11 protein-coding genes are annotated in these 12,854 nt (G+C 72.1%); 1 reads left to right on the plus strand and 10 read right to left on the minus strand.

From position 1 onward, the window contains the following. Positions 1-76 precede the first annotated feature (76 nt). The 9 genes from HGB44_RS10250 to HGB44_RS10290 form a co-directional block, all read right to left on the minus strand. Positions 77-505 carry a cytidine deaminase gene (locus tag HGB44_RS10250; RefSeq protein ID WP_061078986.1) on the minus strand — a complete coding sequence of 143 codons (429 nt, stop codon included), beginning with the start codon at positions 503-505 and terminating at the stop codon, positions 77-79. Then, on the minus strand, positions 484-1,746 hold the full coding sequence (locus HGB44_RS10255) for an ABC transporter permease (protein ID WP_061078985.1): 1,263 nt from the start codon (positions 1,744-1,746) through the stop codon (positions 484-486). The genes HGB44_RS10250 and HGB44_RS10255 overlap by 22 nt, the downstream gene beginning before the upstream one ends. Beyond that, positions 1,743-3,305, minus strand: coding sequence for an ABC transporter permease (locus HGB44_RS10260; RefSeq protein ID WP_061078984.1), 1,563 nt, complete (start codon positions 3,303-3,305; stop codon positions 1,743-1,745). Before HGB44_RS10260 ends, HGB44_RS10255 begins: the two co-directional genes overlap by 4 nt. Then, complete coding sequence (locus HGB44_RS10265) at positions 3,302-4,900, minus strand: ABC transporter ATP-binding protein (protein ID WP_061078983.1); 1,599 nt, start codon at positions 4,898-4,900, stop codon at positions 3,302-3,304. Before HGB44_RS10265 ends, HGB44_RS10260 begins: the two co-directional genes overlap by 4 nt. A gap of 236 nt (positions 4,901-5,136) precedes the next feature. After that, positions 5,137-6,189: a BMP family lipoprotein gene (locus HGB44_RS10270; RefSeq protein WP_061078982.1), complete on the minus strand. Its 1,053-nt coding sequence runs from the start codon at positions 6,187-6,189 to the stop codon at positions 5,137-5,139. A gap of 376 nt (positions 6,190-6,565) precedes the next feature. Continuing rightward, on the minus strand, positions 6,566-7,267 hold the full coding sequence (locus HGB44_RS10275; protein ID WP_082768216.1) for an alpha/beta fold hydrolase: 702 nt from the start codon (positions 7,265-7,267) through the stop codon (positions 6,566-6,568). 166 nt (positions 7,268-7,433) lie between these two features. Next, a complete protein-coding gene (locus tag HGB44_RS10280) occupies positions 7,434-7,778 on the minus strand; it encodes a biotin/lipoyl-containing protein (protein WP_017565212.1) in 345 nt (114 codons plus the stop codon). A gap of 7 nt (positions 7,779-7,785) precedes the next feature. Next, entirely contained in the window at positions 7,786-8,805 is a 1,020-nt protein-coding gene (locus HGB44_RS10285; RefSeq protein ID WP_061078981.1) for an alpha-ketoacid dehydrogenase subunit beta, read from the minus strand. After that, positions 8,802-9,800 carry a thiamine pyrophosphate-dependent dehydrogenase E1 component subunit alpha gene (locus tag HGB44_RS10290; RefSeq protein WP_061079005.1) on the minus strand — a complete coding sequence of 333 codons (999 nt, stop codon included), beginning with the start codon at positions 9,798-9,800 and terminating at the stop codon, positions 8,802-8,804. The genes HGB44_RS10285 and HGB44_RS10290 overlap by 4 nt, the downstream gene beginning before the upstream one ends. Before the next feature lie 882 nt (positions 9,801-10,682). Here HGB44_RS10290 and HGB44_RS10295 point away from each other — a divergent pair. Beyond that, positions 10,683-11,174 (plus strand): Lrp/AsnC family transcriptional regulator, encoded by a 492-nt coding sequence (locus HGB44_RS10295; protein WP_013154257.1) that lies wholly within the window; start codon positions 10,683-10,685, stop codon positions 11,172-11,174. Between the two features lie 7 nt (positions 11,175-11,181). On the opposite strand, the gene HGB44_RS10300 is transcribed toward HGB44_RS10295, so the two are convergent. Further along, the gene (locus tag HGB44_RS10300) at positions 11,182-12,852 is read right to left on the minus strand and encodes a phospho-sugar mutase (RefSeq protein ID WP_061078980.1); all 1,671 of its coding nucleotides are present in this window, start codon (positions 12,850-12,852) and stop codon (positions 11,182-11,184) included. Positions 12,853-12,854: the final 2 nt, after the last annotated feature.

A 12,854-nucleotide genomic window follows, 5' to 3' on the forward strand; every position in this document is an offset into this window, starting at 1 on the left:
CCGGAAGAAGAAGGGCCTCCCCGGACGCCGCCGCGCGGGCGGCGTCCGGGAAGGCGGGACCAACGGGAAAGCACGGTCACGCGAGGCTGTGCGGGCCGAAGGCCTGCGGCAGCACCCGGTCCATGGTCCAGACTCCCTCGGGGGTGTCCACGAGCAGCTGCGGCCCGCCGTGTTCGAACAGGAGCTGGCGGCAGCGCCCGCACGGCATGAGCAGCTCGCCCCGCCCGTCCACGCAGCTGAAGGCCGTCAGACGGCCCCCGCCGGAGGCGTGCAGGGCACTGACCAGGCCGCACTCGGCGCACAGGGACAACCCGTAGGAGGCGTTCTCCACGTTGCAGCCGCTGACGGTGCGGCCGTCGTCGACCAGCGCCGCCGCGCCCACCGGGTAGCGGGAGTAGGGCGCGTAGGCGCGGCCCATGGCCTCGCGGGCGGCGGCCCGCAGGGCCTCCCAGTCCACGCTCGCCGGGTCCAGGGGTGCGTCGGTCATGACCGGCTCGCCCTCCACTGCTTGCCGACCCCCGCCGGTGGCCGGAGCCGCTGCGAGGCCAGTGAGAGCACCAGCAGGGTGGCGATGTGCGGGCTGTAGGTGGCCAGCTCGCGCGGCAGCGAGTCGGTGGAGAAGTACCACGCGAACAGCAGCACCGCCACGAGCACGCCGAAGGCGGCCAGCCCCTTGCGGTCCCGGCGCACCTGCCACAGGGCCACGCCCAGCAGCGCCACGGCCAGGAGCAGCAGCAGGGCGTGCACCGCCGCACCGCCGCCGCGCACCTGGAGGGCGTCGGTGTAGCCGAACAGGCCCGCGCCCATGGCCAGGCCGCCCGGTCGCCAGTTGCCGAAGATCATCGCGGCCAGGCCGATGTAGCCTCGGCCGCCGGTCTGGCCCTCCTGGTAGATCTGAGAGGCGACCACGGACAGGAACACGCCGCCCATGCCCGCCAGGCCGCCGGAGACGATCACCGCGACGTACTTGAGGCTGTACACCGGCACGCCCAGGGACTCGGCGGCGTCGGGGTTCTCGCCCACCGAGCGCAGCCGCAGGCCGAACGTGGTCCGCCACAGCACCAGGTAGGTCAGCGGGATCATCAGGATCGCCACGACCGTCAGCGCGGGCATGTTCGTGGTCGCGCCGAGCACCAGCGAGGCCAGGTCGCTGACCAGGAAGATCCCGCTGTCGGCGACCGGCCCGAGCACCTGCGCCACGAGGGGCAGGTCCCACACCGGGAACGAGGGCGCCGGGGGCGACTGGGCCGCACCCGCGCCGGGCACGTCGGAGTAGACCAGGATCGACAGGTAGCGCATCGCGCCGAGCATGAGGATGTTGATCGCCACGCCGGAGACGATGTGGTCCACCGCGAAGGTCACCGTGGCCACGGCGTGCAGGAGCCCGCCCGCCATACCGGCGAGCACGCCCGCCAGCAGCCCGATCCACGGGTTGTCCGTGGACCAGGCGAAGTAGGCGCCGAACCAGGTGCCCAGGATCATCATGCCTTCGAGGCCGATGTTGATGATGCCCGCGCGTTCGGCCCACAGACCGCCCAGCGCGGCCAGTCCGATGGGTACCGCGAAGGTGATGGTGGTGTTGATGGTGCCCGCGTCGGTGAGCATGTCGTGCCCGGTGATGACCCGCAGGCCCGCCAGGGACACCAGCACCGCGCCGAACAGGGTGAGGAAGCGCCAGCGCGCCCATCCCCGTGGCCGGGCGGCGGGCTTGGCCACCGGCTCCATCACGTTGATCTCCTGGCTCACTTGGCCTCCCCTCCGCGACTGTCCCCGGATTCGGGTGCGGTGCCCTCGGCGGTGGACCCGTCCGCGGACACCTGCGCCTCCTCCTGTGCCGGCGACTCGGCGGTGGTGCCGAGCTGCCTGCCGATCTGCTGCTGCTGGTAGCGGCGGCCCCAGCGGTGCACGACCTCGTAGACCACGACCACGGTGAGGACGATGGTGGCCTGCGAGATGACCGCGATCTCCTGCGGGATGCCGTCGAAGGGCAGGATGCCCGACGCCTGGTTCAGGAAGGCCCAGAACAGGGCGGCGAAGACGATGCCCACGGGGTGGTTGCGGCCCAGCAGGGCGATGGCGATGCCGATGAAGCCGATGCCGGTCGGGAAGTCCAGGGCGTAGTGGTGCGAGCTGCCCAGCAGCTGGGGCAGGCCCACCAGACCGGCGACCATGCCCGAGAAGAGCATGGACAGGAACACCATCTTCTTGACGTTCACGCCGCTGGCCTCGGCCGCGGTCTGCGACTGGCCGGTGGCCCGCAGCTCGAAGCCGAAGCGGGTGCGGTTGAGCATCACCCAGTAGCCGATGCCGACGGCCACGGCCAGGAACACGAACCCGAAGATCGGCTCGTTCGAGCCGAGGAAGCCCGCCGGGATGCCGGGCACCCAGGAGGACTCGGGCATCGGCGGGGTGCCGATGTTGTTGGTGCTGATCTCCACCGCGAGGCGGTCGGTGCTGAGCAGGTAGGCGGTGATGCCCGTGGCGATGGAGTTGAGCATGATCGTGGAGATCACCTCGGACACGCCGCGGGTCACCTTGAGGTAGCCGGCGATGCCCGCCCACACACCGCCCACGGCCACGGCCGTGATGACGATGACGATCTGGCTGAGCACCGGCGGCAGCACGAGGTAGCCGCCCACGGCGGCCGACAGCAGCGCGGCGAGCCGGTACTGGCCGTCCACGCCGATGTTGAACAGCTTCATCTTGAAGCCGATCGCCACCGCGACGGCGGCCAGGTAGTACGTGGTGCCGTCGTTGATGACGCGCACCAGGCTGTTGGGCCGGGTGCCGTACTCCAGCATCCGCTCGAACGTGGCCAGAGGCGGGATGCCGCTGAAGAACAGCACGGCCGCGGTGACCGCGGTCGCGATGACCCCGGCGGCCAGGACCGCGGCGAAGGACAGCGCCAGCATGGCCGACAGCCGGTGGAACAGCAGGAAGGCCGCGGCGGCGCCGACCAGCGCGCCCAGCGCGGCGGCCACCGGCTCGATCAGGGACAGGTCCAGGAACCACGCGGTCAGCAGACCGGCCACCACCGACAGCACGAGGGCGGTGGGCACCACCAGCGTGTCGTGCAGGGCCGTGCCCTCCTCGCGGGCGCCGTCGGCGCCCGCCCGGCGCCCGCGCGGCACCATGGGCCCGGACCAGGCCACGAAGGCGAAGGCCGCGACGACGCCGATGATCAGCGCGGCCCACCACAGCAGCGCTGTGTCCAGGGCGGCGGTGAGCACCACGCCCAGGGCGGTCGCGACGCCCAGCGCCGCGGGCGCGGGCAGGGTCCTCGCGGGACGGGGGATCCTACTCATGCGCCGCCCTCGCTTCCGTGTCGGTCGGCACCGCTGTCGCCTTCCGTGCTCTGGTCGGCCCGGTGCAGTCCGGCACCGGTCATGGCCGAGCCCAGCTGTTCGGGTGTGACGGTAGTCGGGTCGGCCTGCGCGACCAGTCGGCCGCGCAGGATGACGTGGAGGGTGTCGGACATGCCGATCAGCTCGTCCAGGTCGGCGGAGACCAGCAGCACGGCCAGGCCCGCGGCCCGGGCGTCGCGCAGCTGCTCCCAGATGGCCGACTGGGCGCCCACGTCCACACCCCGGGTGGGGTGGGCGGCGACCAGGAAGCGCGGGGAGCCGCTCATCTCCCGGCCGATGATGAACTTCTGCTGGTTGCCGCCGGACAGGGCGTCGGCGATGACGTCGATGCCCGGGGTGCGCACGTCGTACTCGGCGACGATGCGCTCGGAGTCGGCGCGCGCGCCGGTCCGGTTGATCCAGGGGCCGCGGACGCTGGGTTCCTTGGTCTGGTGGCCGAGGATGCGGTTCTCCCACAGGGGGGACTCCAGCAGCACGCCGTGCCGGTGGCGGTCCTCGGGGATGTAGCCGACGCCCGCCTCGCGGATCCTCAGGGTGGACCAGCCGGTGATGTCCTGCTCCTCCAGGCGGATGCTCCCGGCGGCCAGCGGGCGCATGCCCATGATGGCCTCGATCAGCTCGGACTGGCCGTTGCCCTCGACACCGGCGATGCCGACGATCTCGCCCCGGCGGATGTCGGCGCTCACCCCGTCCACGACGGCGCGGCCGTCGGCGGAGTGCACGGTGACCCCGTCCAGGGACAGCACGACGTGGTCGGTGACGGTGGACTCGCGCAGTTCGGGCACGGGCAGCTCGCCGCCGACCATGAGCGTGGCCAGGTCCCGGGCGGTGGTGGTGCCCGGGTCCGCGGTGGCCACGGTGGTGCCGCGGCGGATCACGGTGATCTCGTCGGCGACGGAGAGCACCTCGTCCAGCTTGTGGGAGATGAAGATGACGGTCAGGCCCTCGCGCTTGAGCTCGCGCAGGTTGTCGAAGAGCTCGTCGACCTCCTGCGGGACCAGGACGGCGGTGGGCTCGTCGAGGATGATGGTCCGCGCGCCGCGGTAGAGGACCTTGAGGATCTCCACGCGCTGGCGGTCGCCCACGCCCAGTTCCTCCATGAGGCGGTCGGGGTCGACCCCCAGGCCGTACTGGGCGGACAGCTCGCGGATGCGCGCGCGGGCGCGGTTGCCGATGCCGTGGCGGCGCTCGGCGCCCAGGACCACGTTCTCCAGCACGGTGAGGTTGTCGGCGAGCATGAAGTGCTGGTGCACCATGCCGATGCCGTTGCGGATGGCGTCGGAGGGCGAGCCGAAGCGCACCTCGCGGCCCTGGACGTAGATGTGTCCCTCGTCCGGCCGGTGCATGCCGTACAGGGTCTTCATCAGCGTGGACTTGCCCGCACCGTTCTCGCCGACGATGGCGTGCACGGTACCGGGAGCCACGGTGATGTCGATGTCGTGGTTGGCCACGACGCCGGGAAAACGCTTGGTGATCCCGCGCAGCTCAACGGCGGGGGGCGCCAGTGCCCCCTCGCCCGATGGCGTGCTGCTCATCATTCTCCTCGTGGAATGTGCGGTGTGGCGCCGCGGAACCGGCCGGGTCGCGGCCGCTGCCGGGCGTTCCGCCGCCGAACGGCAACCGGGGCGGCACCGGCCGGGGATCGACCCCGGTCGGTGCCGCCCGTGGATGCTGGCCGCCGCGGGCGACCCCGCGACGACGTGTGTTCCTGGACCGGGCTCGGGTGCCCGAACACGGACCGAAGCGAAGCGGAGGTCCAGGGGAACACGGTCTACGGCTCGGTCGGGACCTCGATCTCGCCGTCGATGATCTGCTGCTTGATCTCGTCCAGCTGCTCCTGGACGGGGCTGATCGCCTCCTCGTTGGAGAGCGTGTAGTCCACACCGCCGTCGGCCAGCTCGAAGCGCTGGACACCGCCCTCGACCTCTCCCCCGGTGGCGGCGGAGATCAGCTCGAACACGGCCACGTCCACCTGCTTGATGGCGGAGGTGAGAACGTGCGGCTTCTGGTCCTCGGCGGCGTTCTCGTACTGGTCGCTGTCGACGCCGATGAAGGTGAAGTCGTTGGCCACGGCCGACTCCAGGATGCCGTTGCCCGACGCGCCGGCGGCGTGGTAGATGACGTCCGCGCCGCGGTCGTACTGGGCCTGGGCGGTCTCACGGCCCTTGGCGGGGTCGCTGAAGCCGCTGAAGTCCGGCGGCTGGCTCAGGTAGTCGACCTCGACGGTGATGTCCTCGTCGACGTGCTCCACGCCCGCGGCGTAGCCGGCCTCGAACTTGTGGATCAGCGGGGTCTCGACGCCGCCGACGAAGCCGACGTGGTCCTCCTCGGTGGTCAGCGCCGCGGCGGCGCCGGCCAGGAAGGAGGCCTGCTCCTCGGCGAAGACCAGGCTGGTGACGTTGTCGATGTCGGCGATCTCGGAGTCCACGATGGCGAAGTGGACGTCCGGGTACTCCGGCGCGACCGCGCGCACGGCGCCGTCGTAGGCGAACCCGACGGCGATGACGACGTCGTAGCCCTCCTCGGCCATGGTGGCCAGGCGGTCCTCCTTGGCGGACTCGGCCTCGCCGTCGCTGGGCTCGAAGTCGTTGGTCTCGACGCCGAGCTCCTCGGCCGCCCGCTCCAGTCCCCGGTAGGCCGAGTCGTTGAAGGAGCGGTCACCGCGACCGCCGACGTCGTAGGCCAGGCCGACCTGCAGCTCGGAGGCGGCCTCCTCGCCGCCGCCCTCGCCGCCGCCCTCTTCGGCCGCGCTGTCACACGCGGTGAGGGCGAGCACACCGGCCGCCGCGACCGCGGCGAACCTGACTGCGTTGCTGCGCTTCACTTCTCACTCCTCTTACGCCCTCTCAGCGGCCAGCATTCGCTCGCGACCGACCTGAGTTCTGAAGCCGGACGATATCCGGTGGCCGAAAGTACATCTAACCAACGAGCGGAGTTGTTATGAAGGCGAGAGCGTAGCGACACGGGGCCTTACCCGAAAGTCGACAAGCGTGCGCCCGAAGCGGTCCGGTGCGTTTCGGGATTGTGTTGTGCGGGGGCCGTTCCCCGCCCCGACACGGCATTACCACGCTTGGCTCCACCGCCCTCACCGGTTGTCACACCGGCACGTCGGGGCCATCCGGTCTAGACCGGACCAACCACGCCCGGGGACGGCGGAACGCCGGGAGCGGCGGGCTCCGGGGCGGGGCGGCCGGGCGGCGTCAGGCGGCCAGGAAGTCCAGCACGGCCTGCCGGAAGTGCCTCGACGAGACGGCGTTGGCGTGGTCGCGCCCGGGGACCTCCACGTGGGTACCGCCGCAGCGCTCGGCCAGAGCCGCGGCGCCCTCGGCGAGCGCGTCCCGGGCGCCCGAGACCACCAGCACCGGGAGCCCGGTGAGCGGGGGCTCGGCGTCGAAGGGGCGCGAGGCCTGACCGCGCGCGCAGGCGGCCAGCGCGGCGGGGTCGTTGGCGGGCAGGGCGGCCACCGTCCGGTAGACGAGGTCGAAGGGCGTGTCCCCGGAACCGGGGTCGGACAGGTCCGTTCCGGCGAAGGCGTTTTTCGGCCCGAAACCGCCGAGAACCACCCGTCTGACGCGTTCGGGGGCGGTCAGCGCCAGTTCCCAGGCCAGGCGCGAACCCATGGAGTAACCGACCACGTCGACCTTGTCCACCGCCAACTCGTCGAGCATGGAGACGAGGTCGGCGACGAAGTGTTCGGGCAGGTAGAAAGCGCTGTCGATCGGTTTGTCACTGTTTCCGTGACCGCGCAGATCCGGCCCGATCACCCGCAGCCCGGCCGACTCCAGGGCCCGTGTCCACCCGGCCGCCCGCCAATTCATGCCGAAGTCGGTGCCGAAACCGTGCAGGAGAAGTACGGGGACCCCGCCCCCGGAGGCCTGCGGACGCAAATCCGCATAACGCATTGTCACGCCGTCGGTGAGATTCGCGGACATGAAACCACCCACCATGTTTTCGAAAATGAAAGGGAAAAACGCGGGGACCCGTACGGAGTTTTCTCCGAATAGGGCGCGCCGAAGGGCGCCGCCGCTCGTGCCTTCCTCCGAAAGCAGGCCCCGCGGTCGGCCGCCGTCAGTCCGCGGGGGGCCTGAGCCGGACCCGGCGGGCGGGTCGGGCCTGCTCCTCGGGGACCCGGCCCACGATGCCCGCCCGCGGCGCGTCGCCGGAGGCCTGGACCGCGAAGGTCACCAGGGGCGCGCCGACCGGGACCACCTGCTCCTCCTCGGCGTGCAGCTCGACGATCCGGCCCGCCTGGGGCGAGGGGATGACCACCGCGGACTTGGTGGTCTCCACCTCCACGAGGGGGGCGTTGCGCTCGATCTCCTCGCCCACGGCGACCTGCCACTCCAGGACGGTCGCCTCGACCAGTCCCTCGCCCAGGTCGGGGAGGGAGAAGGTGATGTTGTCTTCTGCCATGGTCGCTCTAGTACTCCAGGGTCCGTTGCACCGCGAGCAGGACGCGGTCGATGGTCGGCAGGTACTGCGGCTCCAGAGGACCCGCGGGGTAGGGCACGTCGAACCCGGTGACGCGCTGGACGGGGGCGGACAGGTCGCGGAAGCAGTGCTCGGTGACCAGGGCGGCCACCTCCGCGCCGAGCCCGGCGGTCAGCGGCGCCTCGTGCACGACCACGGCCCGCCCGGTGCGCGCGACCGAGGCGGCCATCCCTGCGGCGTCCAGGGGCTTGAGCCAGCGCAGGTCCAGCACCTCCAGGTCCACGCCGTCCTCTGCGGCCAGTTCGGCCACCTGCACGCAGCGGTGCACCATGGCGCCCCAGGCGATGAGGGTGGCGTGCTTGCCGGGGCGCACGACACGGCTGGTGCCGATGGGCTCACTGGGCTCGCGCAGCCGCACGGGCCTGCGGTCCCAGTAGCGGGCCTTGGGCTCCATGTAGACGACGGGGTCGTCGGAGCGCACCGACTGGAGCAGCAGGCTGTAGGCGTCGGCGGGGTCCGAGGGCGCGGCGACCTTGAGGCCGGGGGTGTGCGCGAAGAGCGCCTCCAGGCTCTCGCCGTGGTGCTCGGGCGCCTGGATGCCGCCGAAGGAGGGCAGGCGCAGGGTGATCGGCATGGGGGCCGCGCCGCGGGTGCGGTAGTTCATGCGCGCCACCTGGTTGACGATCTGGTCGATCGCGGGGTAGGCGAAACCGTCGAACTGGAGCTCGGGGACGGGCCGCCAGCCGTTCATGGCCAGGCCGACCGCCATGCCCATGATGGCGGACTCCGCCAGCGGGGTGTCGAAGACACGCGTGTCCCCGAACTCCTTCTGGAGCCCGTCGGTGACGCGGAAGACCCCGCCCAGGGCGCCCACGTCCTCACCGAAGACCAGCACGTCGGGGTCCTCGGCGAGCAGGTCGCGCAGGGCGCGGTTGATGGCCTGCTGCATGGACAGCTCGACCGCGGGGGCCTCGGCGGCGGTGTCGGCGCGTTCGATCAGCTCGGTCACAGCTCGACCTCTTCCTGCCAGGTGCGGTGCTGCCGGGTCAGCTCCTCGGTGGTCTCCCGGAAGACGTGGGTGAACAGCTCCGATCCGTCGGGCTCGGGCGCGGCGGCCACGCCGTCGCGGATGCGCTCGGCCTCCCGGCGGGCGTCGGCGTCGACCCGGGCGAGGTCGTCCTCGTCGGCGTGCCCGGCGGCGAGCAGGGCCCGGCGCAGCAGGGTGACGGGGTCGCGCTCGCGCCAGCGCCGGGCCTCGGCGTCGTCGCGGTAGCGGCCGGGGTCGTCGGAGGTGGAGTGCGGCTCCACCCGGTAGGTGAGCGCCTCGATGAGGGTGGGCCCCTCGCCGCGGCGGGCGCGGGCGACGGCCTCGGCGGTGGCCTCGTGGACCGCGCCCGCGTCGTTGCCGTCCACCAGCACGCCGGGCATGCCGTAGCCCTCGGCCCGCGCGCTGACCGAGCCGCCCGCGACCTGGCGGTGGTTGGGCACCGACAGCGCCCACTGGTTGTTCTGGCAGAAGAAGACCACGGGTGCGCCGAAGACCCCGGCGAAGTTCATGGCCTCGTGGACGTCGCCCTCGGAGCTGGCGCCGTCGCCGAAGTAGGCCAGGGCCACGCCGTCGTCGCCGCGCAGCCGCTCGCCCACGGCCCAGCCGACCGCGTGCGGGACGGGGCCGCCGACCACGGCGTTGACGGCGCCGAACCGCGAGGCCATGACGTCGTAGAGGCCGCCGTGCCACAGGGCTCGGTGGGTGGCCATGTAGCCGACCATCTCCACCCCGTAGGCCAGGGCGGAGGCCATCTCCCGGTAGGTGGGGAAGACGAAGTCGCGTGCGGGGTCCAGGGCCGAGGCGCTGGCGACCTGGGCGGCCTCCTGCCCGCGCACGGACACGTAGGCGGGGAAGACGCCCTGGCGCTGGAGGGCGATGGCCTCGGTGTCCAGGTCGCGCGCGGTCCTCATGTGGCGGTAGAGCGCGCGGGTGAGGTCGGGCGGCAGGTGGCCCACGGTGATGGCCTCCCGGCCCGCCGGCTCGTGGAGTGGCGGGACGGGGCGCACGGCGCCTCCGTCGGGGGTGGTGGCCCCGCGCCTTCCGCGAAGCGGGCTCTGGGGCGATGGCGGGCGACGTGCGGGCATGTCGAGCGGCTCCCAACGTGGCCCTGTCCCGCGCGGTGGCGCGGGCCGGGCTCCGGGTGGTGTCTGTCCTGTAGGCAGATTCTCCGGAAGACTCGACACTTTCGCTAGATATCTGCGGATAGTTGATACATAAGAGGACGAAAAACGTATCATCGTCCCCTGATGTCCAGCCTGAACCCCGTTCCATCCGAGAAAACGACACACGGGCCTATACACCTCACGAACGCCGCAGAGCCCTCGGGGAGCGCGAGCTGCGACCGGGAGCGCACACCGGGTTGTCGGGAGGAGGGCCTAGGGTCACGGAACAGCCGCGATCGGCCGCGGCGGATGCGCGTCCCGGCGCCGAGCGCATACGTTCGAGGCACCGGTCATCCGGTCAACGAAACCCCCCGATTTCCCGACACTTGGATCCCATGGAGCCCCGAGACAAGAAGTTCTGTCGTGTTCCGGCCCGAGCGGTGTAGGCGCCGCCGGTCCGGGAAACCACCCCATCCACCGACAGCGTCGACCACGAGTACAGTCGGACTCCCGACGCGCTCCCCCCGCCCGTCGGACCCCGCGCCAGGGTCCCCGCTCCCGTCCTCCTCCGATGCCGTCCGCGCGGCGGCCGGAGGAGGTGCCCGAACGCGGCGCATCTCGCCGACTGAGATTCCGATAGACGGAAACAACGTTTACCTGGTAACTCGTTAGCCCCGGTCAATGACGACAGTGAGGGGCTTCGTCCTGAAACAAGAGCACACGAGGAGCACGCACATGGCCATGGGCGACCAGAGGAGGAACGGCCGGCGGCCGGACACGACCGACCAGACGATCCTGAGCGCGCTCGCCAAGGACGCGCGGACCGGGATCACCGAGATCGCCGCACTGGCCAACGTGTCCCGCGCGACGGCCTACAACCGCATCAAGCGGCTCACCGACGAGGGCGTCATCCGCGGCTACTCCGTGGTGACCGACCACTCCAAGATGGGGCTCGGCGTCACCGCGCTCGTCCTCATCTCGGGCAGCCAGCCGGACTGGCGGGCCAACCGGGAGATCCTGTCCTCCTACCCGGAGATCGAGTACTGCTGGTACGTCGTGGGCTCGGCGGACATCGTCCTCCTCGTCCGCGTCGCCAACACCAACCAGCTCCGCGACCTGATCCTCACCCGGTTGCAGTCGCTTCCCGGTGTGACGTCCACCCAGACGCTCACCGTCATCGACGAGGTCGTGCACCGGCCGGTCGTGGAACCCTCCGACGGCGACTGACGACCCCTCAACCCCCGACAGCCACGGTGACCGAGGCCATCAGCTCGGCGAGCAGGTCCGAGCCCAGTGCGCGGGTGGCCGCCGCGTCACCGTCCACATCCAGCACCACCTCGACGTAGGCCTTCAGCTTGGGCTCGGTCCCCGAGGGCCTGAGCGTCACACGTCCCCTGCCCTCCAACCGGAAGCGCAGGGCGTCCGTCGGCGGCAGACCCGCGTGCCCGGCGGCGAAGTCGTCCACCCCCACCACACGCAGGGGTCCGAACGCGGCGGGCGGTTCGGCGCGCAACCGCCGCATCGCCGCGGAGATGACCGACAGGTCCTCCACCCGCACCGACAGCTGGTCGCTCAGGTGCAGGCCGTACCGGCGCGCCTGGTCGTCGAGCAGGTCGAGCAGGGTCACCCCGTCCCGCCTGGCGCGGGCGGCGAGCGCCGCGGCCACCAGGGCCGCGCTGATCCCGTCCTTGTCCGCGACCGGACGGCCGCCGTCGGCGCCCACGCAGTAGCCCAGCGCCTCCTCGAACGCGAAGACCCGCCGCTGTCCGGGACCGCCCGCGCGCGCCAGCCACTTGAACCCGGTGAGGGTCTCCTCGTAGTGCACGCCCCGGTCGCGGGCGATCTTGCCGAGCAGGCTGGAGGAGACGATCGAGGCGGCCACCACCCGGTCGGCCCCGCTGGTGTGGTCGAGCACGTACTCGGCCAGCAGCCCGCCCACCTCGTTGCCGGTGAGCAGGCCGTGCCCGGGGACCGCGAGCGCGAGCCGGTCGGCGTCGGGGTCGTTGGCGATGACCAGGTCGGAGCGGTCGGCGGCACCGGTGGCCAGCGCCATGTCCATGGCGCCGGGCTCCTCCGGGTTGGGGAAGTCCACGGTCGGGAAGTCGGGGTCGGGCTCGAACTGGGCGGCGACCACGGACGGGCGGGGGAACCCGGCCCGCTCCATCGCCGCCATCAGCACCCGGCCGCCCACGCCGTGCATGGCGGTGTAGGTGGTGGCCAGGTCGCGGTCCTCGCCCGGGACCAGCGCGGTGACCGCGTCCAGGTAGCGCTCCACCGCCTCCTCCCCCAGCACCGTCCACCCCTCGCCCAGGGGCAGTGCGTCGACCGGGCCCACGGCGTCGATGGCGGCGGAGATCTCGGCGTCGGCCGGGGAGACGATCTGGGTGCCCGCGTCGGCGTCGCCGCCCGCCTTGGCCGCCCCCGCGTAGACCTTGTAGCCGTTGTCCTGGGGCGGGTTGTGGCTGGCGGTGACCATGATCCCGGCGTCGGCGCCCAGGTCGCGGACGGCGAAGGCCAGGACGGGGGTGGGCAGCGGTCCGGGCATGAGGGACACGCGGTGCCCGGCGCCGGTGAGGACGGCGGCGCTGTCGCGCGCGAAGTCCGCCGAGCGGTGCCGGGCGTCGTAGCCGACGACCACGTGCCCGGGTTCCCCGCCGAGCCAGGCGGCGATCCCGGCCGCGGCGCGCATGACCACCACCCGGTTCATCCGGTTGGGGCCCGCTCCGAGGGCACCGCGCAGTCCGGCGGTGCCGAACTCCAGGCGGGACCCGAAACGGGAGTCGAGGTCGGCCAGCGCGTCGGCCTCGCCGCGGGCGGCGCGCTCCACCAGCCCCGCCAGTTCCGCGCGCGTGTCGGGGTCGGGGTCCTGGGCGATCCACTGCCTGGCCCGGGCGAGGTCGGTCATGG

Origin of the sequence: Nocardiopsis alborubida, assembly GCF_012396365.1 — a bacterium.
Lineage (GTDB): Bacteria > Actinomycetota > Actinomycetes > Streptosporangiales > Streptosporangiaceae > Nocardiopsis > Nocardiopsis alborubida.